Genomic DNA, 24735 nt, shown 5'->3' with positions numbered 1-24735 from the left:
ACCGCACCGTCACCACTGCGCCGAACGGACCGGTAGGTTGAGCGATCGTGGACGTACACGTCATTGACCACCCGCTGGCCCAGTCTCGGCTGACCGCCATGCGGGACGCGCGCACCGATTCCTCGACGTTTCGGGCGGCGCTGCACGAACTGACCACCATGCTGGTGTACGAGGCGGCGCGCTCCTTCCCCGTCGAGCGGTACCAGGTGCAGACGCCGGTCACCGGCACCGAGGGCACCCGGCTGGCCAACCCGCCGCTGCTGGTGCCGGTGCTGCGGGCCGGCCTCGGCATGGCGGACGCCGCACTCGGCCTGCTGCCCGAGTCCTCGATGGGCTTCGTGGGCCTGGCCCGCGACGAGGAGACCTACGAGCCGCGCGCGTACATGGAGTCGCTGCCCCGCGACCTGTCCGGGCTGCCGGTGCTGGTGCTCGACCCGATGCTCGCGACCGGTGGCTCGCTGGAGCATTCCTGCCGGTTGCTCGCCGACCGTGGCTGCACCGACATCACAGTGCTCTGCGTCCTCGCCGCCCCGGTCGGCATCGAACGGCTGGAACGCTCCGGCCTGCCGTTGCGCCTGGTCACGGCCTCGATCGACCAGGGGCTCAACGACAGCATGTTCATCGTCCCCGGGCTCGGGGACGCCGGCGACCGCCAGTTCGGCGGCATGCCCCGGTTCTGAGTTCGACACCCGGTGGGTGCCGGGTCTGGCGGGTCCGTGCGCGGTGGTGCGCGGACCCGCTACCGTCTCGGGCCATGACTGGTGTTGCGCTCGCCGAGGAGTTGCTGCTCCTCGCCTACGACGACACGACCGGCAAGGCGACCATGCCGCGGATCAGCCTGGACCTCGGCATGGCCGCCGCGGTGCTGGTCGAGCTGGCCATCGCCGGCCGGATCGCGTACGCCGAAGGGTCGTTGACCGTGGCCGACCCGACGCCGACCGGCGAGCCGGTCGCCGACGAGGTGCTGAGCCGGATCGCGGCCGACACCCCGCACACCCCGGCCTCCTGGGTGCAGCGCCTGCGGCACGGCCTGCGGGACCGGATCCTCGGTGACCTGTGCAGCCAGGGTGTGGTCCGCGACGTCGACGAGACCGAGCTGGGCTTCATCCACGTGCACCGTTACCCGGTGGTCGACGCCTCCGTCGAGGCGGAGACCCGCCAGCGCCTGGCCGAGGCCCTGACCGGCGCGGCGGCCCCGGACGAGCGGACCGCCGCGCTGGCCACTCTGGTCGTGGTGCTGCGGATGGAGTCGGCGCTCGGGGTGGACGGTGAGACCGCCGCCGACGCGCGCCGCAGGCTGGAGGCGATCGCCACCGGCGCCGGCTTCTCCGGCGAGGTGAGCACCGACGACTCGGTGGTCCGCCCGTCGGTCGGCCTGGTCGTCGCGGCCCTGGGCCGCGCCGTCGACCAGGCCCTCGGCCCTCGCCGCTGACCCCCGCCGCTGACCCCCGCCGCTGACTCTCGGCCCTCGCCGCTGACTCTCCGGCCCCGCTCGACGGGCCCTTTGCTCTGCACCCACCCAGGCACCACGGTGCCGGGCCCCCGGCAGGAGTCGGGCGCGGAGGACCGCTGTTCATTCAATGGCGCTTCCGCGGGTGCAGAGCAAAGGGTGGACCTGTCATGGGTGGGCGCTGCGGGGTTCAGATGCCAAGGGCCGCGCTGACCTCAGCGCGGAGCGCGGCGACGGCCGACGCCGCCCTGCTGCGGGCCGTCTGGACGTCACCGTCCACGACCGGTTCCACCACCTCGAGGTACGCCTTGAGCTTCGGCTCGGTCCCGGAGGGCCGGATCACCACCCGGGCGGCCGCGGTACGCAGGATCACCACGTCCGACTCGGGGAGCAGGTCCCGGACGCTGTCCACCGGCTGACCGAGCAGGGTCGTCGGGGTGTCCGCCCGGATCCTGGCCATCGCATCGGTGATCACCCGCAGGTCGTCCACCCGGGCGGAGAGCTGGTCGGTGTGGTGCACGCCGAACTCGGCGGCCAACTCGTCGAGCCGGTCGGTCAGCGTCCGACCCTGTGTCTTCAGGCCGGCGGCCAGCTCGGCCACGGTCAGCGCCGCCGTGATGCCGTCCTTGTCCCGCACGTGCGCCGGTGCGACGCAGTAGCCGAGCGCCTCCTCGTAGCCGAAGACCAGGGGCGTGCTCCCGCCGCCGGCCCGCACGATCCACTTGAAGCCGGTCAGCGTCTCGTCGTAGGGCAGGCCGCGGGCCGCGCACATCGCGCGCAGCAGTGACGAGGACACGATGGTGGTCGCGTAGAGCCCGGTCACCCCGCGCCGCATCAGGTGGTCGGCGAGCAGCACCCCCACCTCGTCGCCGCGCAGCATCCGCCAGCCGTCGTGCCCGTCACGGACGACCACCGCGCAACGGTCGGCGTCCGGGTCGTTGGCGATGGCGAGGTCCGCGCCGGTGGAGTCGGCCAGGGCGATCAGCCGGTCCACCGCCCCCGGCTCCTCCGGGTTGGGGAACGACACGGTCGGAAACGCCGGGTCCGGCTCGGCCTGGTCGGGGACCACGCCGGGCACCGGGAAACCGGCGCGGGCGAAGGCGGCGGTGAGCACCGCCGCGCCCACCCCGTGCAGAGGGGTGTACGCCACCGTCAGGTCCCGTGGCCCGTCCGGGTCGATCACGGCGGTGGCCTGTTCGACGTACGAGGCGGTCAGGTCGTCGCCGAGCACCTGCCCGGGTGGGCCCAGTGGCACCTCAGTCAGCGGGCCGACCGATCGGATGGCCGCCTCGATGCCGGCGTCGGCGGGCGGCACGATCTGCGCGCCCCAGCCCAGTTCACCGCCCAGCTCCGCGCCGAGGTAGACCTTGTAGCCGTTGTCCTGGGGTGGGTTGTGGCTGGCCGTGACCATCACACCGGCGACTCCGCCGAGGTGGCGCACCGCGTACGCCAGCACCGGGGTGGGCAGCGGGCGGGGCAGCAGCAGCGCCGGTCGACCCGCCCCGGTGGCCACCTGGGCGGTGCGCTCGGCGAACTCCCGGGAGCCGTGCCGAGCGTCGTACCCGATCACCAGGGGGCCGGTGCCACCCTGGGCCGCGAGCCAGCCGACCAGGCCGGCAGCGGCCTGGGTGACCACGGCGAGGTTCATTCCGTTCGGGCCGGCCCGCAGTGGGCCGCGCAGGCCCGCGGTGCCGAAGGTCAGCGGGCCGGCGAACCGGTCGGCCAGCTCCGGCGCGCTCGCCGGCAACCGGTCGAGCACCGCCGTCAGCTCGTCCCGGCTGGCCGGGTCGGGGTCGTCGGCCAGCCAGCGCCGGGCTTGCTCGCGAATGTCGTCGATGTCAGTCGTGTCCGCCGCCATGCCCCTTGATAGCACGGCGGCGGATCACCGCTGTCGGTTCCCTCCGGCTCAGCCGTCCCCGGTGAGCTGGAACGTCCGCACCATCTCGTCGAAGATCGGCTTGCTCTCCGCGAACTTGGTGTCCGTCGAGGTCAGGTAGAACGAGTACGCCTTGCCGCCCTCGGCCACCCCACGCCAGACGCCGTGCCGCATGGCGTCGCCCTCGCCGCAGGTGTATTCGAACTCGGCGGCCGGCTTGCTGGCCAGCTCGGTCTCGGTGGCGCTGACCTGCTGGTATGGCTTGACGCAGGAGGTGCTCCTGGTCTTGAGGCCGTTCTCCGCCGTCTCCGCCCAGCGGTTGGAGTCGCTGGACCACTTCTCGGTGATGATGCGCACCTTGCGGCCGCTGTCCTCCGGGTCGATGTAGTCGGTGTAGGAACCGCCGGTGGCCTTCTTCCAGCCCTTCGGCACCATGAGCTGGATGCCGCGGGCGGTGTGTTCCTGCATCTCGACGCTCGGCGCCGCTGCGGCGGACGGGGTGGGCTGCGCCTGGGGAGTGCTCGGCGGGGCGTCGTCGTCGCCGCCGGAGAGCGCCACCACGGTGAGCAGCAGCACGACGGCCAACCCGCCGGCCGCGGCGAGCTGCACCTTGCGTGGCCAGCCCTTGACGGTGCTGACGAGCTGGCCACCGGTGGCGCGGACCTTGCCCAGAGCGCCGCCGCCGTCACCGCCGGAAGCGGCGGGCGACGTGGCCCAGGGTTGGCCGGTGCCCGGCACCGACCACTGGTTGCCGCCGTAGGTGCCGCCGATGCGCTGGGTGGCCTCCGGTGCGCCGCCGTAGCCGACCTGCTGGGTGGCACCGGCCGGGGTGCCGTAGGTGACCCGCTGGGTGGCGTCCGGGTGCGCGCCGGCGTCCACGCGCTGGGTGGCGTCCGCGTTGCGGCCGTAGGCGCGCCCAGCGGACTGTCGGCCGGGCGGGGGCATCGCGCCGGTGGGTGTGTGCAGCGGGCCGGCCAACGCGTCGGCGCTGGTCTCGTCGAGCCCGGTGGCGCCGGCAGTGCCGGTCGGCTCCGGGCGTTCGCCCCGGCTCAGCGCCGCCAGCCGGTCGGTCAGGGACTCACCGGGGGCCAGCATGGCGGGCCCGCCGATCTGGCTGTCCGGCTTCGGCTCCGGCTGGGGCGGCGGCAGGACGGGCACCGGGCGCTGCTGCACCGGCACCACGTTGTACGGGTCGGTGACCGAGTGCACGGCGGTCGCGGTGCTGCCCAACGGGCCGGCGAGCAGCTCGCGCAGCATGGCCCGGGCGGTGTGCACGTCCAACCGGCGCGCCGGGTCCTTTTCCAGCAGACCCATCAGCACCCGGGTCAGCGGGCCGCTGCGCTGTGGCGGGGCGGGCGGGTCCTCGACCACGGCGTGCATGGTCTCGATCGGGTCGCCCTTGTCGAACGGGGGGCGTCCCTCGACTGCTGTGTAGAGCGTCACACCCAGCGAGAAGAGATCGCTCGGTGGCCCGAACTCCTGGCCCATGGCGCGCTCGGGCGAGATGAAGTGCGGTGAGCCGAGCACCATGCCGGGGGTGGTGAGCTGCACGTCGGTGGGCATCCGGGCGACCCCGAAGTCGGTCAGCACGCAGCGCCCGTCGGTGCAGATCAGCACGTTGGCGGGCTTCACGTCCCGGTGCAGCACGCCGATCGCGTGTGCGACCTCCAACGCGCCGAGCAGCGCGATGCCGATCTTGGCGACGGCCCGGGGTGCCACCGGACCGTCCTCGATCACCATGTCGGCGAGGCTGCGGGCGTCCAGCAGCTCCATCACGATCCACGGCCGGCCGGCCTCGGTGACCACGTCGTACACCTGCACCACGGCGGGGTGCTGGATGGCGGCGGCGGCGCGGGCCTCGCGCAGGGTGCGTTCGTACATGGCGTCGCGGTCGCTGGGGGCCAGACCCGGAGGAAGGACGACCTCCTTCACCGCCACGTCACGGCGCAGCAGGGTGTCTGTGGCACGCCACACCGTGCCCATGCCGCCGTTGCCCACCGAGGACCGCAGCGAGTACCGGCCACCAATGGTGGTGCCGGGCGCCGCTCGTCCGTTGGCGGGACTAACTGGTCCGCCGCTCCACGTCGGGATCTGAGTCACAGAAAAGCCACCGGGGGAAATCGAGGGGGGCTGGGACACAACCCCCCTATCTTGCTGGTTCCGACGCCCGATGCGAAAGCCGACGCGGCGGACGTTTATCGAAGTCGACAGAACGTGCCCTGTCGTTCACCTGGTGTCGACCGGTCGGGACGCACTGTGCGGTATCCCTCACGCGAGGGTGTGGCCAGGCGTCCTACCATCCGGGGATGAGTGAACGGCGGTCAAGCGAGTCCGGTTTCCCGATCAACGGCGTCTACACCGAGGCCGACCTTCCGGAGGACCTGGACTCCCGGCTGGGCAGCCCCGGCGAGTTCCCGTACACCCGGGGGGTCTACCCCACGATGTACACCTCCCGTCCGTGGACCATGCGCCAGTATGCCGGCTTCGGCACCGCCACCGAGTCCAACGCGCGCTACCACCAGCTGTTGCGGGCCGGCACGATGGGCCTCTCGGTCGCCTTCGACCTGCCGACCCAGATGGGTTACGACTCCGACGAGCCGATCGCGCACGGCGAGGTCGGCAAGGTGGGCGTCGCCATCGACTCCATCGAGGACATGCGGCTGCTCTTCGCCGACATTCCGCTGGACAAGGTCTCCACCTCGATGACCATCAACGCGCCCGGCTCGGTGCTGCTGCTGCTCTACCAGCTCGTCGCCGAGGAGAACGGGGTGCCCGGCACGGCGCTCAACGGCACGATCCAGAACGACATCCTCAAGGAGTACATCGCCCGGGGGACGTACATCTTCCCGCCGAAGCCGTCGCTGCGCCTGGTGGCCGACACGTTCGCGTACTGCCGCAAGGAGGTGCCGAAGTGGAACACCATCTCCATCTCCGGCTACCACATGGCGGAGGCCGGCGCGACGCCCGCGCAGGAGATCGCGTTCACCCTGGCCAACGGCGTGGAGTACGTGCGGGCGGCGCTGGCCGCCGGGCTCGCCGTGGACGACTTCGCGCCCCGGCTGTCGTTCTTCTTCGTGGCCCGCACCACACTGCTGGAGGAGGTGGCGAAGTTCCGCGCCGCCCGGCGGATCTGGGCCCGGCTGATGCGCGACGACTTCGGCGCCAAGGATCCGAAGTCGATGATGCTGCGCTTCCACACCCAGACCGCCGGCGTGCAGCTCACCGCGCAGCAGCCGGAGGTGAACCTGGTCCGGGTGGCGGTACAGGGGTTGGGCGCGGTGCTCGGCGGCACCCAGTCGCTGCACACCAACAGCTTCGACGAGGCGATCGCTCTGCCCACCGAGAAGGCGGCCCGGCTCGCGCTGCGGACCCAGCAGGTGCTGGCGTACGAGACGGACCTGACCGCCACCGTCGACCCGTTCGCCGGCTCGTACGTGGTGGAGGCGATGACCGCCGAGATCGAGGCCGCCGCCGTCGAGTTGATGGAGCGGGTGGCCGACCACGGCTCGGCGGTGGACGCGATCGAGGCCGGGTTCCAGAAGCGGGAGATCGAGCAGTCCGCGTACCGGATCGCCCAGGAGATCGACTCGGGCGAGCGGGTGGTCGTCGGGCTCAACCGGTTCACCGTGGACGAGGAGGAGCCGTACGAGCCGCTGCGGGTCGACCCGACGATCGAGGCGGCCCAGGCTGACCGGCTGGCGCGGCTGCGCTCCGAGCGGGACGCCGACGAGGTGACCCGGACCCTCGCGGATCTGCGGACCGCCGCCGAGGGCACCGACAACGTGCTCTACCCGATGAAGGCGGCGCTGCGGGCCCGGGCGACAGTGGGCGAGGTCTGCGGGACGTTGCGCGAGGTGTGGGGGTTGTACCGGCCCACCGATCGCTTCTGACCGTCGCTGGCCGCGACGGCGTGTGTCCGTCCGGTTCAGCGGGTACCCCTTCGGCCACGGACGCACACAGTGTGCGCCCGTGGTCGACGCGTGCGTGTGAGCGTCCTTATCCGGTCGTCGCGGAGCGTGGTCGGCTAATTGTCGGAGTGTCAGTTCACCACCCCGACTAATGCGACAATTTGCAACAGGGTCCCGGAGTGGCACTCCGGAATCGCGACCGCCACGGTTGGTTACGCGTTGTAGGAGGTGAGGGGCGCATGACGGCATTCGAGCACGATCTACCTGCTGTCCCGCACATCTCCGAGCGCCCTCAGCAGGGCATACGTGACGCTACGCGGTCTGATCATCACCGTAACGAGGTTGCGCAGCGTCACCGCCGGAGGTCTAGGCTGTCTGCTGTCCCCGATGATCCATCCATCTCTAGTGATCGAGAATTCGACGTGACGAGTGCGTTGACGCTGCCCACTGGTGGCCAGCTGGCGTCGTCCTGGCCGGAGACGCCACCCGGGTCCCAGCCCCTTCCCCGCGACCTGGACCACCTCCTCGCCCTCCGGGTACCGGGGCTCATCGCCACGCGCCGTTACCTCCACTCGCACCCCGAGCTCTCCGGCACGGAGTTCGAGACGGCGGCCCTGATCGCCCGGGAGCTCTCGCTGGCCGGGCTGCACCCTCGGCTGCTGCCCAAGGGCAACGGCGTGATCTGCGACATCGACGGCCGCCCCGACGGCCCGGTCGTCGCGCTGCGCGCCGACATCGACGCCCTGCCGCTGGACGACATCAAGGACGTGCCGTACCGCTCCACCGTGGAGGGCGTCTGCCACGCCTGCGGCCACGACGTGCACACCACGATCATGCTCGGCGTCGGCATGCTGCTGGCCCAGCTCGCCGACCTCGGCGAGCTGGACGGCCGGGTCCGGCTGATCTTCCAGCCGGCCGAGGAGATCCTGCCCTGCGGCTCGCTGGAGGTCATCGAGGCGGGCGGCCTGGACGACGTGGTGCAGATCTTCGCGCTGCACTGCGACCCGAACCTGCCGGTGGGTCAGGTCGGCCTGCGGGTCGGCCCGATCACGGCGGCTGCCGACAACGTCACGGTCCGGCTCTCCGGGCCGGGCGGTCACACCGCCCGTCCGCACCTGACCGTCGACCTGGTCGACGCGCTCGGCCGGTTGATCACCGAAGTGCCCGCCCTGGTCAGCCGCCGGGTGCCGGCCAACAGTGGCCTGCTGCTGGTCTTCGGCCACGCCTCGGCCGGCACCCGTTACAACGTCATCCCCTCCGAGGCGAGCGCCTCCGGCACCCTGCGGGTGATGGACCGCGACACCTGGGAGCAGGCTCCCAAGATCGTCGCTCAGGTCGTCCGGGACGTGATCGCCCCGACCGGCGCCACGGTCGATCTGGAATACCTTCGCGGCCGGCCGCCGGTGAGCAACGACTCGCGGGCCATCCAGGTGCTCACCGCCGCCACCGGCGCCGCGCTCGGCCCGCAAGGGATCGCCGAGACACCGCAGAGCATGGGCGGCGAGGACTTCTCCTGGTATCTGGAGTACGTCCCCGGCGCCCTCGCCCGTCTCGGCGTGGGCCGCTCCGGCCCCAACGTCGACCTGCACCGGGCAAGCTTCGACGTGGACGAGCGGGCCATCCCGGCCGGCGTACGCGTCATGGTGCAGACCGCGCTGCGGGCACTGGCGGCGGCGCGCTGACCGGACCGACCAGAGCCGGGATCTTCCGTCGCCGGCGCAACACCACCAGCAAGACCCCCAGGGGTACGCCGAGCGCCACCAGCCACGGCAGCAGCGCGCCCAGCACGGTGAGCAGGACGGTCAACGAGGCGACGAACGCCTTCCAACCGCCCTTGAGCCCGACCAGGAAGCCGGTCTCGGCCTTCTCATCGGCGGCCTTGGCGGCCGGCCCGGCCAGCGACACGGTGATCGTGGACAGGGCGGTCAGGTCGGCCAGGCGTCGCTTCTTGGCCTCCAGCGACGCCAGGTCGGCCTCCCGGCGACCCAGCTCGTTCTCCAACGACACCAGGTCGGTGATCGAGGTGGCGCGGGTCAGCAACCGGCGGGCGCTGTCCACCCGGGCCCGCTGACTGGTGATCCGGGCGTCCAGGTCGACGGTCTCCTCGGTGACGTCCTGGGTGTTGATCTCCCGGTTCTGCTGCCGACCCAGCTTCGCGATCTCCTCCACCACGCCGGCGAACTTCGGCGCCGGCACTCGCAACTGCAACTCCGCCACCGCGTCGGCGTCGGCGCTGCGCCGCTGGTCGCCCCCGATGAAGCCACCGGCCCGAGTGGCTATGGCGGTGGTCTCGCGGGCCGCCGCGTCCACATCGTCCACCTGCACACGCATCGTTCCGGTGTAGATGATCGCCCGTTGGTCGACCCGCAGGTCCGCGGCCCCGGCCCCGGCCGCCCCCGCCGCGTCCGCAGCGGCGGCGTCCCTGTTCGCCTCGCCGGCCTTTGCTGGCGCCTCGGCCGCCGACCTCGCGGAATCCTTCGACCCGCTGTCGTCGCCGGCGCCGCATCCCGTTAGCACCAGCGTCGCCGCCAGCGCCGTCGCCGCCAGCAGTGTGCTGTGGCGTCGTACCACCTTTCCGTCCATCCCCGCTCCCATCGTCGTTATCCGGTGTGGCGATAGCTCGGACGCTGCGCACGCGTCGGCTGGTTCCGGCAGACTGCGCTGAGGACGTCACGATTCGATAATCGAGGAGTCACGATGCGGCTCACCAAGTACGCCCACTCCTGCCTCCGCGTGGAGCACGACGGGGGAGTGCTCGTCATCGACCCCGGCATGTTCGGCGATCCAGCGGTGGCTCTGGACGGTGCGGACGCGGTGCTGATCACCCACGAGCACCCCGACCACCTCGACCTCGCGGCGGTGCGCCTGCAGCTCGACCGGCAACCGTTCCCGATCCACGGTCCCGCCTCGCTCGCTGAGGCCCTGGGCGACGCGGCCGAGGCACTGCACCCGGTCACCGCCGGTCAGTCGTTCACCGCCGCCGGGGTCGCCGTCCGCGCGTACGGAGGGCGGCACGCGGTGATCCACCCGGACATCCCGGTGGTGGACAACCTCGGTTACCTGATCAACGACGCGGTCTACCACCCGGGCGACTCACTGGTGGTGCCCGACGAGACACCCGTCGACACGCTCTTCGCGCCGATCCACGCCCCCTGGTCGAAGTTCTCCGAGGTGCTCGACTTCATTCGGGCTGTCGCGCCGCGGCGCGCGTACGCCCTGCACGACGCCCTGCTCAACGAGAACGGGCTGGGTGTGCTCAACCGGCAGTACACGGCGATGTCCGGCACCGAGTACCAGCGACTGGAGCCCGGTAGCCGGGTGGACGTCTGACCCGATGCCCGGCCCCTCGACGGAGTTGGTGCAGCAGCTCTACCGCACCCCACCGGACCGGTTCGTGGCCGCCCGGGACGCCGCCGTGGCCGACGCCCGCCGAGCCGGCGACCCGAGCACCGCGCGACAGTTGGCCCGGCTCCGTCGCCCGACGGTGGCCGCCTGGCTGGTGAACCTGCTCGCAATCAGGCGCCCCGAGCTGGTCGCCGACCTGGTCGAGCTCGCCGACGAGCTGCGCACCGCCCAGCGGGAGCTGCGTGGCCCCCGGCTGCGGGAGTTGTCCGCGCAGCGTCGGGCGGTGGTCGGTGCCCTGGTCGCCGAGGTCCGCAAGCTCGCCGCGGCGGAGCCGGACGCGCCACCGGCGGGTCGACTGCCGCTGGCCGAGGTGGAGGCGACCCTCAACGCGGCGTTCTCCGACGCCGAGGTCGCCGAGCAGGTCCGGGCCGGCCGCCTGCTCCGGGCGGCCAGCTACGCGGGTTTCGGCGAGGTGCCCCGCCCACAACTGCGGCTGGTCACCGGCGACGACGAGGAGCCGGAGGAGGAGGAGCGCCCGGCCCGCCGACCCGGTGCCCAGCGGGCGCGCCCCGAGCCGGCGACCCGCACGGACCGGGCAGCACCGGGCACGGACCGGGCCGCCTCCCGCAAGGACCGGGCAGCGGGGCGCGCCGAGCAGGCCGAGCGGGCTGCGCAGCGGGCGGCCCGCGCCGAGCGGGCCCGGCAGCGCCGTGCCCTGGAACGGGAGCTGGCCCTGGCCCAGGCCTACCAGAAGCGCGTCGAGGCCGAGCTGACCGAGGCGACCGGGCAGGAGCGGGACGGCGTTGCCGTACTCGACGGGATCGAGGCCGAGCTGGCCGAACTGGAGCGGCGGCGGGCGGTCGCCGAGCAGGATCTCAGCCGCGCCAAACTGGCTCGGCGGGCCGCGGAACGAGCGGTCACCGTGGCTCGGCGGCGCGCGGGTGAGGTGGAGGGGGCCATAGAGGCGCTGGCGGCCGAAGAGGGGGATGCGGACGGGGGCGCTGGCGCGGCAGACTGACCATCGATGGACGACTACGGGTGTGCGGACCGTCCACGGCGGGTAACCCCGGATCGGGGATTCGTCGTGGGCGACGGGTCGGGCTGGTCGACTGTGGTGCGCGAATGACACCGGAGCAGGCCGCCGCGGCCAGCAAACCAGTCGTGCTCGACCTCGGCGACGCGTTCAGCCGGGACCCGGTCACGTTGCGCCGGGCCCGGTTGCTCGGCATCTCCGGCTGGGCCTTCTACATCGGTGGTCGGGCCGGTGCCCTCGGCGATGTGCGGGCCGAGACGGCCGCCGCCGCTCTCGGCTTCATCGCCCCGGACGCGGTCGCCGACGGTTGGGACGCCGCAGGCCGGGTCGTGCCCCCGTTCGAGGTGGCCGCCGCGAGCCTCGCCGAGTGCTGTCGGTGGGGGGCGCAGCAGCTCGGCGCTCTGCCCGGCACCGAACGCCTGGCGACACTCGTCGAGCGGGCGGTGGTCGCCGCGGACGCCAGCGGGATGCCGCTCTTCGCCGCGTGGCGGGCCATGCCCCTGCCGGACCTCTCCCCGGGCGCCCGCACCGCAGCCGGGCTGCGGCTGCTCCGCGAACACTTCACCGGCGCCTACCTGTTGGCGGTGCGCGCCGCCGGGATGACCCCGCTGGAGGCCGTGCTGTCCGGGCCGGAAGGGGAGGCCGGGGCGGTGGCCTGCGGCTGGTCGCCTCCGTACCCGCCGATCGGGCCGTTGGTGCGTCGACGACTCTGGGCGGAGGCCGTGACCAACAGACTGGCCGCTCCGGCGTTCACGGCCCTCGGCCCCGCCGACGGCAACGAGTTGGTCGAGTTGCTGCACCGCACCCGGGCCCACCTCGCCTGAGCCTCCCGCCGGCGAAAAATGGGCGGCGCCCGACGAGGTCGGCTGCCAGGATGTTCTGCCGTGACTCTTCCCGCTGGTTGGACAACGCGCAGGCCCACCCTCGACGACGTGCCCGCGATCCTGGCGGTGGTGCACGCCGCCGACACCTTCGCCATTGGCCATCCCGACTTCGACGCCGAGGACGTCGCCGCGTCACTGACCGCCCCCTACTTCGACCCGTCCCGGGATTCCTGGCTGGCGGTCGACCCGGAGGGCGATGTGGTCGGCTGGGCGACGGTGGACAACCCCACCGGGGTCGGCCGGGAGTTCGTGGAGATCTACGTCGACCCGGTACGCGCCGCGACCGTCCGGGCGCCGCTGCTGGCCCGACAACTGGACCGGGTCGCCGAGCGCGCCGCCGACCGGGGGCTGCCGTCGCTCACCGTCCGTTGCGCGGTCTTCGCGCCGGAACGTGACTGGGAACGGAGCCTGCGCGACGTCGGGTTCACCCTGGTCAAGAGGTACGTCCGGATGAGCGGGCCGCTGACCGACCTGCCCGAGCAGCCCGCCGGGCCGTCCGGTGTGACGGTGCGGCAGGTACGCCCCGACGACGAGTCCGACCTGCGGGAGTTCCACCGCATCACCGAGACCGCCTTCGCCGACACCGCCGATCACGAGCCGGTGTCGTACGAGCGGTGGCGGGCCCGGATCGGTGACCTGAACGCCTGGGACGAGTGGTTCGTCGCCGAGGTGGACGGGGTGCCGGTCGGCGCGTTGCAGTCCTCGGACCAGGCGCTCGACCAGCAGCAGGGCTGGGTGAAGAGTCTGTCGGTGCTGTCCGCGTACCGTCGCAGGGGTGTGGGTGCGGCGCTGCTGCGCCGCGCCTTCGCCCGCTACGCCGAGAAGGGGCGGCAGTCCGTCGGACTGGGTGTGGACCTCACCAACCCGACCGCCCCGTTGTCGTTGTACGAGTCGGTGGGCCTGCGGGGAACCCTGTGGATCGGCATGTACGAGCTTTCCGTTCCGGCCGCCGGTGTGTGATTGACGACCCCGGTCGGGCCCGACCGACGATCCGGTCGACGGCGGTAGCAGACTGGGAGCGTGCGATACGCGCTGCTACGCCGATGCGGTGCCGGTGGGGCGGGACCGCAGCTCGGTGACGTAGTCGTCCGGGGCGCCCGCCTTCTCGGCGGCGTTCGCGATCTCGGACAGATACCACGAGGTCGGAAGGCCGCCCTCGTACCCGTTGAAGACGTAGATCCACGCGGTCACGTCCCCGTCGAGGGTGGAGACCCGGACGTGCAGCTTGCGGTACGTGCCGGCGGTCACCCCCTCGAGCTCGTCGAGCTGACCCGCGTCGTAGGGGTGGATGTCGTAGAGCGCCACGAAGACCCGATCACCGGGAGACTCGACCAGGGTGCTCACCGCGCCCTCCCAGCCGATCACGTCAGCCCCGGCGAAGGTCAGCCGCCAGCCTTCCAGCCAGCCGGTGCCCACCATCGGCGAATGCGGACAGTAGGCGCGCATCCGGGCGGGATCGAGATTTGAGCCGTAGGCGGCGTGATGACGCACGGCGATGACGATAGCCCGGCGGACGGGTGGGGGAGAATACGACAGTGCGTGTCGAATGCGCTCAGGAGAAGAAAGTCACTGTGAGCATGGACGAAGGGCGAACGCTGTGAGCCGGATCGTGATCATCGGTGGGGGGCCGGCCGGGTACGAGGCGGCTCTGGTCGCCGCCCAGCTGGACGCCGATGTCACAGTGGTGGAGGCCGACGGTGCCGGTGGAGCATGTGTGCTCTCCGACTGTGTGCCGTCGAAGACCTTCATCGCCAGCTCGCAAGTGGTGACCGGTTACCGGGACACCGAGGAGTTCGGGGTGCACTCGGACGGCCTGGAGGCGGTCACCGTCGACGCCCGGGCGGTGCACGAGCGGGTCAAGCGGCTGGCGTTGGCGCAGTCCGCCGACATCCACGCCAAGCTGCTCAAGGCGGGCGTCACCTTCGTGGCCGGCACCGCGCGGCTCGGCGAGGATTCCCTCGGGCATACCCACCGGGTCGTCGTCACCCCCGCCGACGGGGGCGAGGAATACTCCATCGCCGCATCGACAGTGCTGGTGGCCACCGGCTCGACACCCCGCCAGTTGCCCACCGCCGTACCGGACGGTGAGCGCATCCTGACCTGGCGCCAGGTGTACGACCTGCCGGAGCTGCCCGAGCACCTGATCGTGGTCGGCTCCGGTGTGACCGGCGCGGAGTTCGCCAGCGCGTACCTGGCGATGGGGGTCCAGGTCACCCTGGTCTCCAGCCGGGACCGGGTGATGCCGCACGAGGACGCCGACGCCGCGTCCGCCATCGAGCGGGTGTTCCGCAACCGGGGCATGGAGATCCTCAACAACTCCCGGGCCGACGCGGTCCGGCGTACCGCCGACGGTGTCGAGGTGGAGCTCTCCGACGGCCGCAAGGTGACCGGTTCGCACGCGCTGATCACGGTCGGGTCGATCCCGAACACGGCCAACCTGGGCCTCGCCGAGTACGGGGTGGAGCTGGGCCGGGGCGGCTACGTGACAGTCGACCGGGCCTCCCGGACCAACGTGCCCGGCATCTACGCCGCCGGCGACTGCACGGGCGTGCTGCTGCTGGCCAGTGTCGCCGCCATGCAGGGCCGGATCGCCATGTGGCACGCGCTCGGCGAAGCGGTTCGCCCGCTGCGGCTGCGTACCGTCGCGGCGAACGTCTTCACCGACCCGGAGCTGGCGACCGTGGGTGTTTCGCAGGACGAGGTGGACGCGGGCAAGGTGCCGGCCCGGCAGGTGATGCTGCCGCTGTCCGGCAACGCCCGGGCCAAGATGGACGACCTCTCGGACGGCTTCGTGAAGCTGTTCTGCCGGCCGGCGAGCGGTCAGGTGATCGGCGGTGTGGTGGTCGCCCCGAAGGCCAGCGAGCTGATCCTGCCCATCACCATGGCGGTGGAGAACAACCTGACGGTCAACGAGCTGGCCCAGACCATCACCATCTACCCGAGCCTCTCCGGCTCGATCACCGAAGCAGCACGCCAGCTGATGCTCCACGAGCTGGAGTGACCCGCCGGGTCTGGGTTACCGCCACCGTGGCCAGGACGGCTACCTCGGTGAGGATGAGGAGGCGTTCGGCCAGGCCGATGAGCATTCGGTCGCCGGGGTAGGCGGACCAGATCATCGCCGCCGCCAGGGCGAGGCTGAGCAGGACGAGGGTTCGTAGCGTCCGGGCGGCGGGGGTCAGGGCCGGGCGGCGGGCGAGCAGCCAACCGCTGACCGGGAGTGCCAGGAAGGCGACGACCGAGGCGTACCGGTGCAGGTAGGCGGCGGTGGTCATGGCGGTGCCCGGCTCGTTGGTCGGCACCACGGCGGCCAGCAGCAGTCCACCCACCCATGCGCCGAGCAGCAGCTCGGCCGTTCGAGCCGAGCGCGATCGGGGTGGGTCGGCGCGGCGCAGCCCGTACAGCAGCGCCACAGTGGCGAGCGCGAGCACCACCATGGCGACGTCGATGACGCCGCCTCGGTCGGAGACCGCGAAGTCGCTGATGGTCAATGCCCACGGGTTGAGGTCGTCGTTGACTTCGAGGTGGCCGATCACGGTGAGCAGCGCCGCCAGGGCGATCCCGCCCAGGGCCAGCAGGCCGGTACTCCGGGTAACAGGCATGCCTCAGCCTGTCGCCGCGGGCACCCCAGCCGAATCCGGGACAGCCACCGAAATCGTCCCCCGGGACCACCCCTAGAGGCAACGGCGTCATTGGTCCCGTGCGGCGGCAAGCTCCGAGCCCTGAGATGACCTACACCAGGTCAAGCGACGTTCAGGTGGATGTTCCCGATGCGGGCGACGATGTCTAGGTGACCGCCCAGGCCGGTGACGTAGGCGCGGAGGGTTTCCAGGCTGGTGTGCTCGCCATTCTCGATCTGGCTGATCCTCGCCTGGGACAACCCCGCCGCTTCAGCTAGTTGGGTCTGCGTCATCCCCAGCTGCTTGCGGATCTCTGCCAGCTGCGCGCCGCTGACCGATGCCAGCATCTGCTCACGCTGCTGAGCCCGCCGGGCAGCCCGGTCCGGATGTTCCCAGGACGGATCGAGCTCCCGGGCCTTCGCCTTGACGTCCCGCCAGTCAGCTCCACCGGTCATCTTTGCGTTTCCTTCAGGCTGGAGAGGTGCTCCTGGAAGCGGTCATCCGCCAACGGCACCGCCGTCTTGTACCACATGCAGTCGATATAAGCACAGCTTATACCCGTTGGTCTGGCGACACTCAGTCGATGGGGACCTTGACGACTGCGGCGGCGGCGCGGGCGTGGCGGGCGCTGACCAGCGTCATCGCCCATCCGGCTGCGGCGAACCCGCCTGCGGCGGCGGTGGCGATGATGGCCAACCGCCAGGCCGACTCGGTGAGAGCGGTGCCGCCCAGGTGCCCGACCATCGCGCCGTAGGTGGCCCAACCCAGCGCGGCGACCGCCTCGTAGAGCACGAACAGACGGTACGGGTAGCGGCTGCGCCCGGCCGAGAAGCAGGCCGCCATCCGGCCGCCGGGCACGAACCGGCAGAGCAGGATGACCAGCGGCCCGGGTTGTCGCAGCCCCTGGGTGACCCGACTGGCCACTCGGCGGGCGCGGCTCAGCTCGGCGTGCCGGGGTGGCCGCCGGTCCGGTGCGCTGCGCCCGAGCAGGTAGCAGGCCAGGTCGCCGGCGAACACGCCGAGCGCGCCGACGGCGATGGTGACCGGCAGGCTGAGCCCGCCGTAGACGGTGAGGGCGCCACTGGTGATCATGACGATCTGGGTGGGGATCACCGGCACGAAGGCGTCCGCGATCAGCAGAGCGAGCAGCACCAGGTACGCCCACGTCGGCGATGCGACGTCAGTCAGTAGTTCGGGCACGCCTGCCACCTCGCCGGATGCGGCCGATTGGGTGTCTTGAGCCTGACGGCGTGTCCGCCGTCACCGTGGACGGCCCTGGCCCGTCGTGACCGTCGACACGGCCAGGCCACCCAGGTACAACGAGGCGAACCGGCCTCGGGTGACGGGTTCGGTGGCCGTCCCAACCGTCCCGGAGCGGTCGGCGGATCGGCGTTCGTCGGCGTACCGTTGTCGGCGCGGCCACGCCCGTCGGGTCCCCCGTTCCTGACGTTTCGGGCCGCCAGGGCCGCCGGCGGGTCCCGCGCCGGCGGCCCACCCCCTGCCCGCTCTCCCACTGTCGTAATTCAGGTGCGTCCTGGACCGCCTGAGACGTAGCATCGCGGCATGCGCAGTGCGGTAGTGGTGACCACGACGCCGGGTGTCCCCGGCGCGCCGCTCTGACGTAACCAACGTCGACCAGGCCCCGGGGCGATCCGCCCCGGATGGCCGCGCGGCGTTCGGTGTCCAGGTCGCCTCCGGGTCGTACCCGATCCAGGAGCCCGACATGATCGACCACCGCAGGCTCGGCCGTGAGCTGGACCTCTTCGTCTCCGATCCGCTGGCCGGCGCCGGCCTGCCGATCTGGCTGCCGGCCGGCGCCGCCGCCCGGCACGCCGTCGAGGAGTACGTCCGGGAGTTGGAGCGTCGCTCCGGCCACCAGCACGTCTACTCGCCGCCGCTGGGCAAACGCGAACTCTTCGAGCTCTCCGGGCACCTCGGCTACTTCGCCGACGACATGTTCCCGCCGATGCGGCTCAGCGCCGACGACGAGTTCGTGCTCCGACCGGCGCTCTGCCCGCACCACGCGCTGGTGTTCCGGGCTCGGGGCCGCTCCTACCGGGAGTTGCCGCTGCGGATCGCGGAGCTGGGCGGGATGTACCGCTCGGAGCGCTCCGGGGTGCTCGGTGGGCTGTCCCGGGTACGTGCCATCTCGCTCAACGACGCGCACACCTTCTGCGCGCCCGAACAGGTGGGCGCGGAGGTCGCGGAGATCCTCGGGCTGATCCGTGCCGCGCACGCCGCGCTCGGCGTCCGACCGGCCGGCTTCCGGCTGTCGTTGCGGGGGCCGGGCGAGAAGTACGTCGGCGACGACGCGCAGTGGGCCCGTGCGGAGGACCTGCTCCGCGCCGCGCTGGCCGGGATGGCGTACGTCGAGGCGCCCGGGGAGGCCGCCTTCTACGGACCGAAAATCGACATTCAGATCGTGGACGCGGCCGGCCGGGAGTCGACCATCTCCACCATCCAACTCGACTTCGACAAACCCGAGCGCTTCGACCTGTCGTACACCGGTGCCGACGGCAGCCGGCATCGGCCGGTCATGCTGCACCGCAGCCTGGTCGGCAGCATGGAGCGGCTGTTCGCGTACCTCATCGAGGTGCACGAGGGCGCCTTCCCGGCCTGGTACGCGCCCGTCCAGCTGGTGTTGCTGCCGGTCGACGACGGTCAGGCGGACGCGGCGGCGGACCTGGCCCGGCGGGCTGCCGACGCCGGCCTGCGGGTCGAGGTCGACGCCGCCGGCTCGCTGGGTTCGCGGATCCGGGACGCGGCCCGCCGCCGCGTCCCGTACCTCGGGGTGTTGGGTGCCCGGGAGGCCGCCGATGGTCGTCTCGCGCTGCGCCTGCGCGGCGGCCGTGCCCTGGACCCGATGCCCGCCGAAGCCGCGCTCGCCCTGATCGGCGGGCAGGTCGCCGCTCGCGCGACCGACCTGCTGCCGTCGGACTGACCCGCCCACCGATCGTCTCGCGCGCACGGCCGCCCGACCTCAGACCGACGCCGGTTGGGCGGCCGGTTCCTCGTCGACCACCGCACCGGTGAACTGGGAGCGGTAGAGCCGGTGGTACGCGCCATGGGCGGCGAGCAACTGCTCGTGGGTGCCCTGTTCGACGATCCGGCCGTTCTCCATCATCAGGATCAGGTCGGCGTCCCGGATGGTGGAGAGCCGGTGCGCGATGACGAAGCTGGTCCGGTCCGAACGCAGCGCGGCCATCGCCCGCTGGAGCAGCACCTCGGTGCGGGTGTCCACCGAGCTGGTGGCCTCGTCGAGGATCAGCAGGGACGGTTCGGCGAGGAACGCGCGGGCGATGGTGATGAGCTGCTTCTCGCCGGCGCTGACGTTGCTGCCCTCCTCGTCGATGACCGTGTCGTAGCCGTCGGGCAGGCTGCGCACGAACCGGTCCACGAAGGTGGCCCGGGCCGCCGCGAGGATCTGCTCCTCGGTGGCGTCCGGCCGCCCGTAGGCGATGTTGTCCCGGATGGTGCCGCCGAAGAGCCAGGTGTCCTGGAGCACCATGCCGATCCGGCCGCGCAGGTCGTCGCGGCGCATCGTCGTGATGTCCACACCGTCGAGCGTGATCCGGCCGGCGTCCAGCTCGTAGAAGCGCATGACCAGGTTGACCAGCGTGGTCTTGCCGGCGCCGGTCGGGCCGACGATGGCCACCGTGTGCCCCGGCTCGGCGACCAGCGACAGGTCGTCGATCAGCGGCTTGTCCGCCTCGTAGCGGAACGAGACGTGCTCGAACTCGACCCGACCGTGCGGGTCGGCGACCCGGGCGGGTTCGACCGGGTCGGGCGTCTGCTCGTCGGCGTCGAGCACCGCGAACACCCGCTCGGCCGAGGCCACCCCGGACTGGAGCAGGTTGGCCATCGACGCGAGCTGGGTGAGCGGCTGGGTGAACTGGCGGGAGTACTGGATGAACGCCTGCACGTCGCCGAGGCTCATCGTCCCGGAGGCGACCCGCAGCCCGCCGACCACGGCGATCGCCACGTAGCTCAGGTTTCCGATGAACATCATCGACGGCATGATGATCCCGGAGACGAACTGCGCCCCGAAGCTGGCGCGGAACAACTCGTCGTTCTTCGCGTGGAACGCGGCCTCCACCTCACGCTGCCGGCCGAAGACCTTCACCAGCTCGTGACCGGTGTACGCCTCCTCGATCTGACCGTTCAGCTCACCGGTGTGCGTCCACTGGGCGATGAACTGCTTCTGCGAGCGCTTGGCGATGCGCTGGGTGACCAGTACCGACAGGGGCACCGCGACCAGGGCCACCAGGGCCAGCAGCGGCGAGATCCAGAACATCACGGCCAGCACGCCGACCACGGTCAGCAGCGAGGTGAGCAGCTGGCTGAGGGTCTGTTGGAGGCTGGTGGAGATGTTGTCGATGTCGTTGGTGACCCGGCTCAGCAGCTCGCCGCGCGGCTGCCGGTCGAAGTAGGGCAGCGGCAGCCGGTTGAGCTTCTCCTCCACCTCGGCGCGCAGCCGCAGGACGGTGCGCTGGACCACCCCGTTGAGCAGCCAGCCCTGCCACCAGGAGAGCAGGCTCGCGGCCAGGTACAGCCCGAGGGCCAGCAGCAGCACCCGCTTCAGGGCGTTGAAGTCGATGCCCGCCCCGGGCACCACGTCCATCCGGGCCAGCATGTCGGCGAAGCTGTCGTTGCCGCTGGCCCGGGCCGCGGCAACGGCCTGGTCGGCGGTGGTGCCGGCGGGCAGTTGCCGGCCGATCACGCCCGTGAAGATCAGGTCGGTGGCGTGGCCGAGGATCTTCGGCCCGGCGACGCTGAACCCGACGCTCACCACCGCGAGCGTGATGATCGCGGCCAGGTGCAGCCGGTGTGAGCGCAGGCGGCCGAGCAACCGGCGGGCCGAGGGCCCGAAGTTCATCGACTTCTCGGCGGGCATCCCGGCGCTCATCCATCCCGGGCCACCGCGCTGACCGCCGGGTGGCAGCCGCTTCGGCGTCGCCGCGCCACCGCCGGTCTCCGGCGCGGTTTCCCCGCCGGGTTGCTGCGCGGGTCCCCCGCCGGATTGCTGCGCGGTCTCATCCGGTGTCCGTCCGTCGCCGGCCGGCTTCTGACTGGGTACGGCCGGGGTGCGCGTGTTGTCGGGCTCGCTCATGCCGCCACCTCCGCCGTCTGCTGGGAGGCCACGATCTCGGCGTACGTCGGGCAGGTCTCCAACAACTCGGTGTGTCGTCCCACTCCGACGACCCCTCCGTCCTCAAGAACGATGATCTGGTCGGCGTCGATGATCGTGGAGACCCGTTGGGCGACGATCACGACTGCGGACTGCGCGGTGACCGGCCGCAGTGCCGCTCTCAGCCGCGCGTCGGTGCCCAGGTCGAGCGCGGAGAACGAGTCGTCGAAGAGGTAGATCTCCGGTTGCCGGACCAGCGCCCGCGCGATGGCCAGGCGCTGCCGCTGTCCACCGGAGACGGTGGTGCCGCCCTGGGCGATCGGTGCTTCCAGACCGCCCGGCATCTGGGCCACGAAGTCCCGGGCCTGGGCGATCTCCAACGCCGTCCAGAGTTCCTCGTCGGTGGCGTCGGGGTTGCCGTACCGCAGGTTGCTGGCGACCGTCCCGGTGAACAGGTACGGCCGCTGCGGCACCAGGCCGATACGTCGCCACAGCTCGTCCGGTGCCAACTCCCGCACGTCCACCCCGTCGACCAGCACCGCGCCCCCGGTGACGTCGACCAGACGGGGAATCAACGACAGCAGCGTCGTCTTGCCGGCGCCGGTGCTGCCGATGATCGCCGTGGTGGTGCCCGGGGTGGCCCGGAAGGAGATGTCCCGAAGCACCGGGTCGACCGCGCCCGGATATTGGAAGCGCACCCCGCGCATCTCCAACTCGGCCCGGGTGGGCAGGTCGGTGACCGGCTCGGCGGCGGGGACCACCGAGGAGTCGGTGTCCAGCACCTCGGTGATCCGCTCGGCGCAGACCGCGGCCCGGGGCACCATCATCAGCATGAAGGTGGCCATCATCACGGCCATCAGGATCTGCATGAGGTATTGCAGGAACGCGGTGAGCGCGCCGACCTGGATGGCGCCGGAGTCCACGCGCTGTGCGCCGAACCAGAGCACCGCCACGCTGGAGACGTTCAGCACCAGCATGACCACCGGGAAGATCAACGCCATCAGCCGGCCGGTCCGCAGCGCGGTGGCGGTCAGGTCGGCGTTGGCGACGCCGAAGCGGTCCGTCTCGTACGGCTCGCGGACGAACGCGCGGACCACCCGGATGCCGGTGATCTGCTCGCGCAGCACCCGGTTGACCGTGTCGATCCGGGTCTGCATGAGCCGGAAGCCCGGCACCATCCGGCGGATGATCGCACCGAGCGTGATGGCCAGCACCGGCACGCTGACCAGCATCAGCCAGGACAGCCCGATGTCCTCGCGCAGCGCCATGAACACGCCGCCGACACTCATGATCGGCGCCGCGACGAGCATCGTGCAGCTCATCAGCACGAGCATCTGTACCTGTTGCACGTCGTTGGTGTTGCGGGTGATCAGCGACGGCGCACCGAACCGGGCCACCTCGCGGGCGGAGAAGCGGTTGACGTGCCCGAACAGCCTGGCGCGTACGTCCCGGCCGAAGCCCATCGCGACCCGCGCGCCGAGGTAGACCGCGGCGATCGAGCAGACGATCTGGATGAGGCTGACCAGCAGCATCCACCCGCCGGTGCGCACGATGTAGTCGGTGTCGCCGCGCGCCACGCCCTGGTCGATGATGTCGGCGTTGAGGCTGGGCAGGTAGAGCGAGGCCATGGTGCCCACGAACTGGAGCAGCACCACCGCCAGCAACGGTCGTTGGTAGGTGCGCAGTTGGCTGCGCAACAGTCGGATCAGCACGCCGGATCCTTCGGTTCGGTAGGGCGTCCGGTCATCCGCGGGTCGTCCCCGCTGCCGATGACCTCCAACAGGAACTCGCGGATCACCTGGGCCTTCACCGGGTCGGCGTCGACCGAGGTGAGCGGGCGTCCGGAGTGCATCAGTGCGCTGAGCGCGGACACTCGCTCCCGCCCGGCGGGGGTGAGGGCGAGTCGGACGCTGCGTCGGTCGCTGTCGTCGCGTTGCCGCTCGACGAGCCCTTCCCGGGCCAGCGTGTCCACGATGCCGGTGAGGGTCGCCGGGCGCACGAAGCCTTTCTCGGCGACCTCCCGGTGGGGCAGCTCGCCGTGTCGGGCGAGTGTCATCAGGGTGACCATGCCGGCCTGGGTGAGGCCGTGCTCCTCGGCGAGGTAGCGGTTCCACCGCTGCCCGACCAGGTGCCCGGCCACCACCAGCAGTCGGCCGAGCGGCACGTCCTGGAGGGTCACGAGTTCCACGACGGGTAGATTAGCTCCCTGATAGTCAGGGCCCAAACGAAATTGCCGCAGCAGTGGTGACGAACACGATCTGCAGGACCGTGCGCTGTGCGAGCGGGGTGACGGGACGCCCGGCGAGGGTGAGCCTCCGGCGGGCGGCCGAGACGTTGGCCGGGAACATCGCCAGCATGAGCAGGGCGAGCCCGGCCGCCGCCACCCGGGCGGTCGCCGGGATCAGCAGGCCGACCGCGCCGACCAGCTCCAGCACGCCGGTGAGCGTGACCAGCAGATCCGGGCGGGGCAGCCGCGGCGGGACCATCGCGATCAGGTCCGCTCGGCGCTGACCGACGAAGTGCGCGACGGCGGTCAGCGCGAACATCACGGCCAGCCCGACCCGTAGTGCGGGATGCCAACCGTCCAGTGCGGAGATGCCGGCCAGGCCGGCGAGTCGGGCCAGCGCGGTGCCGACGACCAGAGCGATCAGGGGTGCCATCGAAAACCTCCTCGGCGAAACTTGTCAGTGACAAGATTGCGCGCCGGGGAAGCATCTTGTCAATGACAAGATAGGATTGGGGCATGACCGAGACGCGTGCGTACCATCACGGCGACCTGCGCCGCGCCCTGCTCGCCGCAGCCCTGGAGGCCATCGAGGAGGTCGGGCCCGCCGCGCTGAGTCTGCGCGACCTCGCCCGTCGGGCCGGTGTCTCGCACGCCGCGCCCGCGCACCACTTCGGCGACAAGGCGGGCCTGCTCACCGCGCTTGCCGCCCAGGGCTTCGATCTGCTGGCACAGAAGCTCATCGACGCGGACGACGTGCTGGAGGCCGGCGTCGCGTACGTCGATTTCGCCGTCACGCACCGCGCGTACTTCGAGGTGATGTTCCGGCCCGAGTTCTACCGGGCCGACGACGCCGAGCTGATCGCGGCCCGGGAGCGCTCCGGCGCCGCGCTCCGTTCCGGGGTGGCCACCCTGCCCACCGGTGGCGCCCCCGGTGACACCGACCGGGACGCGCTCGCCGCCTGGTCGATCGCCCACGGCTTCGCCACCCTCTGGCTGGCCGGCGCGCTGCCCGAGCGGGTGGGCGACAACCCCCGCAAGGCAGCCCGCGAAGTCCTACGCCGCCTGGCCACCTGAGAGCGCGGTGCCCCCGCCGGCCTCGGCCTTTCTCGGTCGATCATGAAGTTATTGCCATGACACGCCGCTTGGGGTCAAGGGGTGAGTGCAATCGTCAGGTGGCGATGAGGTGGTCCAGGCGCTCGGCTGGGGTTGCCCAGCCGAGTGTCTGGCGGGGGCGGGTGTTCATCTCGTGGGCGACTTCGTCGAGGCC

At 71.6% G+C, this 24735-nt stretch carries 22 protein-coding genes; 11 read left to right on the top strand and 11 right to left on the bottom strand.

All coding sequences use genetic code 11. The features are described from left to right. Positions 1-47: 47 nt before the first annotated feature. Together upp and KBX46_RS30275 are read left to right on the top strand one after the other, a co-directional pair. Positions 48-680 carry a uracil phosphoribosyltransferase gene (upp, locus tag KBX46_RS30280; RefSeq protein WP_099850446.1) on the top strand — a complete coding sequence of 211 codons (633 nt, stop codon included), beginning with the start codon at positions 48-50 and terminating at the stop codon, positions 678-680. 74 nt (positions 681-754) lie between these two features. Further along, complete coding sequence (locus KBX46_RS30275; RefSeq protein WP_088946163.1) at positions 755-1432, top strand: GPP34 family phosphoprotein; 678 nt, start codon at positions 755-757, stop codon at positions 1430-1432. 208 nt (positions 1433-1640) lie between these two features. On the opposite strand, the gene KBX46_RS30270 is transcribed toward KBX46_RS30275, so the two are convergent. Next, positions 1641-3308, bottom strand: coding sequence for a phospho-sugar mutase (locus KBX46_RS30270; RefSeq protein WP_210795378.1), 1668 nt, complete (start codon positions 3306-3308; stop codon positions 1641-1643). 48 nt (positions 3309-3356) lie between these two features. Continuing rightward, positions 3357-5426: a serine/threonine-protein kinase gene (locus KBX46_RS30265; protein WP_210795376.1), complete on the bottom strand. Its 2070-nt coding sequence runs from the start codon at positions 5424-5426 to the stop codon at positions 3357-3359. 206 nt (positions 5427-5632) lie between these two features. Between KBX46_RS30265 and KBX46_RS30260 the strand changes: the two genes are divergently transcribed. Then, positions 5633-7216, top strand: a complete 1584-nt coding sequence (locus KBX46_RS30260; RefSeq protein ID WP_210795374.1) for a methylmalonyl-CoA mutase — start codon at positions 5633-5635, stop codon at positions 7214-7216. 440 nt (positions 7217-7656) lie between these two features. Continuing rightward, positions 7657-8916 carry an amidohydrolase gene (locus tag KBX46_RS30255; RefSeq protein WP_210795372.1) on the top strand — a complete coding sequence of 420 codons (1260 nt, stop codon included), beginning with the start codon at positions 7657-7659 and terminating at the stop codon, positions 8914-8916. On the opposite strand, the gene KBX46_RS30250 is transcribed toward KBX46_RS30255, so the two are convergent. Beyond that, complete coding sequence (locus KBX46_RS30250) at positions 8873-9838, bottom strand: DUF4349 domain-containing protein (protein WP_374225040.1); 966 nt, start codon at positions 9836-9838, stop codon at positions 8873-8875. The genes KBX46_RS30255 and KBX46_RS30250 overlap by 44 nt on opposite strands. A 93-nt stretch (positions 9839-9931) precedes the next feature. On the opposite strand from KBX46_RS30250, the gene KBX46_RS30245 reads away from it, so the two are divergent. From KBX46_RS30245 to KBX46_RS30230, 4 genes are all read left to right on the top strand, one after another. Then, entirely contained in the window at positions 9932-10564 is a 633-nt protein-coding gene (locus tag KBX46_RS30245; RefSeq protein ID WP_088946168.1) for an MBL fold metallo-hydrolase, read from the top strand. A gap of 4 nt (positions 10565-10568) precedes the next feature. Continuing rightward, positions 10569-11597, top strand: coding sequence for a hypothetical protein (locus KBX46_RS30240; RefSeq protein WP_210795368.1), 1029 nt, complete (start codon positions 10569-10571; stop codon positions 11595-11597). A 104-nt stretch (positions 11598-11701) separates the two neighbouring features. Then, positions 11702-12436: a hypothetical protein gene (locus tag KBX46_RS30235; RefSeq protein WP_088946170.1), complete on the top strand. Its 735-nt coding sequence runs from the start codon at positions 11702-11704 to the stop codon at positions 12434-12436. Positions 12437-12544: 108 nt separating this feature from the next. Next, entirely contained in the window at positions 12545-13456 is a 912-nt protein-coding gene (locus KBX46_RS30230; protein WP_308159741.1) for a GNAT family N-acetyltransferase, read from the top strand. Between the two features lie 75 nt (positions 13457-13531). Here the strand turns inward: KBX46_RS30230 and KBX46_RS30225 are convergent, their stop codons facing one another. After that, entirely contained in the window at positions 13532-13987 is a 456-nt protein-coding gene (locus KBX46_RS30225) for a gamma-glutamylcyclotransferase (protein WP_088946172.1), read from the bottom strand. A 106-nt stretch (positions 13988-14093) separates the two neighbouring features. Between KBX46_RS30225 and KBX46_RS30220 the strand changes: the two genes are divergently transcribed. Next, complete coding sequence (locus KBX46_RS30220; RefSeq protein ID WP_210795364.1) at positions 14094-15497, top strand: NAD(P)H-quinone dehydrogenase; 1404 nt, start codon at positions 14094-14096, stop codon at positions 15495-15497. On the opposite strand, the gene KBX46_RS30215 is transcribed toward KBX46_RS30220, so the two are convergent. From KBX46_RS30215 to KBX46_RS30205, 3 genes are all read right to left on the bottom strand, one after another. Next, positions 15454-16095, bottom strand: a complete 642-nt coding sequence (locus KBX46_RS30215) for a DUF998 domain-containing protein (RefSeq protein ID WP_088946174.1) — start codon at positions 16093-16095, stop codon at positions 15454-15456. The genes KBX46_RS30220 and KBX46_RS30215 overlap by 44 nt on opposite strands. Before the next feature lie 140 nt (positions 16096-16235). Continuing rightward, positions 16236-16568: a helix-turn-helix domain-containing protein gene (locus tag KBX46_RS30210; RefSeq protein ID WP_141907871.1), complete on the bottom strand. Its 333-nt coding sequence runs from the start codon at positions 16566-16568 to the stop codon at positions 16236-16238. Positions 16569-16689: 121 nt separating this feature from the next. Continuing rightward, entirely contained in the window at positions 16690-17313 is a 624-nt protein-coding gene (locus KBX46_RS30205; RefSeq protein WP_088946175.1) for a DedA family protein, read from the bottom strand. A 523-nt stretch (positions 17314-17836) separates the two neighbouring features. On the opposite strand from KBX46_RS30205, the gene thrS reads away from it, so the two are divergent. Beyond that, positions 17837-19054 (top strand): threonine--tRNA ligase, encoded by a 1218-nt coding sequence (gene thrS, locus KBX46_RS30200; protein ID WP_210795362.1) that lies wholly within the window; start codon positions 17837-17839, stop codon positions 19052-19054. A 39-nt stretch (positions 19055-19093) separates the two neighbouring features. On the opposite strand, the gene KBX46_RS30195 is transcribed toward thrS, so the two are convergent. From KBX46_RS30195 to KBX46_RS30180, 4 genes are all read right to left on the bottom strand, one after another. Next, complete coding sequence (locus KBX46_RS30195; protein WP_374225039.1) at positions 19094-21019, bottom strand: ABC transporter ATP-binding protein; 1926 nt, start codon at positions 21017-21019, stop codon at positions 19094-19096. Between the two features lie 200 nt (positions 21020-21219). Further along, on the bottom strand, positions 21220-22953 hold the full coding sequence (locus tag KBX46_RS30190; RefSeq protein WP_088946176.1) for an ABC transporter ATP-binding protein: 1734 nt from the start codon (positions 22951-22953) through the stop codon (positions 21220-21222). After that, positions 22947-23429, bottom strand: coding sequence for a MarR family winged helix-turn-helix transcriptional regulator (locus KBX46_RS30185; protein WP_088946177.1), 483 nt, complete (start codon positions 23427-23429; stop codon positions 22947-22949). Before KBX46_RS30185 ends, KBX46_RS30190 begins: the two co-directional genes overlap by 7 nt. Positions 23430-23454: 25 nt before the next feature. Beyond that, positions 23455-23901: a DoxX family membrane protein gene (locus tag KBX46_RS30180; RefSeq protein ID WP_210795360.1), complete on the bottom strand. Its 447-nt coding sequence runs from the start codon at positions 23899-23901 to the stop codon at positions 23455-23457. Between the two features lie 83 nt (positions 23902-23984). Here KBX46_RS30180 and KBX46_RS30175 point away from each other — a divergent pair, with 83 nt between their 5' ends. Continuing rightward, a complete protein-coding gene (locus tag KBX46_RS30175) occupies positions 23985-24542 on the top strand; it encodes a TetR/AcrR family transcriptional regulator (RefSeq protein ID WP_210795358.1) in 558 nt (185 codons plus the stop codon). Positions 24543-24735 lie beyond the last annotated feature (193 nt).

This window comes from Micromonospora sp. C81 (genome assembly GCF_018070425.1).
GTDB lineage: Bacteria > Actinomycetota > Actinomycetes > Mycobacteriales > Micromonosporaceae > Micromonospora > Micromonospora zamorensis.
This window is presented reverse-complemented; position numbering and strand designations above follow the sequence as displayed.

Bases quoted from the DNA above. Each gene is read 5' to 3' on its own strand.
- KBX46_RS30275 (WP_088946163.1), top strand. From the start codon at position 755: ATGACTGGTGTTGCGCTCGCCGAGGAGTTGCTGCTCCTCGCCTACGAC.
- KBX46_RS30270 (WP_210795378.1), bottom strand. From the start codon at position 3,308: ATGGCGGCGGACACGACTGACATCGACGACATTCGCGAGCAAGCCCGG.
- KBX46_RS30260 (WP_210795374.1), top strand. From the start codon at position 5,633: ATGAGTGAACGGCGGTCAAGCGAGTCCGGTTTCCCGATCAACGGCGTC.
- KBX46_RS30245 (WP_088946168.1), top strand. From the start codon at position 9,932: ATGCGGCTCACCAAGTACGCCCACTCCTGCCTCCGCGTGGAGCACGAC.
- KBX46_RS30240 (WP_210795368.1), top strand. From the start codon at position 10,569: ATGCCCGGCCCCTCGACGGAGTTGGTGCAGCAGCTCTACCGCACCCCA.
- KBX46_RS30235 (WP_088946170.1), top strand. From the start codon at position 11,702: ATGACACCGGAGCAGGCCGCCGCGGCCAGCAAACCAGTCGTGCTCGAC.
- KBX46_RS30215 (WP_088946174.1), bottom strand. From the start codon at position 16,095: ATGCCTGTTACCCGGAGTACCGGCCTGCTGGCCCTGGGCGGGATCGCC.
- KBX46_RS30210 (WP_141907871.1), bottom strand. From the start codon at position 16,568: ATGACCGGTGGAGCTGACTGGCGGGACGTCAAGGCGAAGGCCCGGGAG.
- thrS (WP_210795362.1), top strand. From the start codon at position 17,837: ATGATCGACCACCGCAGGCTCGGCCGTGAGCTGGACCTCTTCGTCTCC.
- KBX46_RS30195 (WP_374225039.1), bottom strand. From the start codon at position 21,019: ATGAGCGCCGGGATGCCCGCCGAGAAGTCGATGAACTTCGGGCCCTCG.
- KBX46_RS30180 (WP_210795360.1), bottom strand. From the start codon at position 23,901: ATGGCACCCCTGATCGCTCTGGTCGTCGGCACCGCGCTGGCCCGACTC.
- KBX46_RS30175 (WP_210795358.1), top strand. From the start codon at position 23,985: ATGACCGAGACGCGTGCGTACCATCACGGCGACCTGCGCCGCGCCCTG.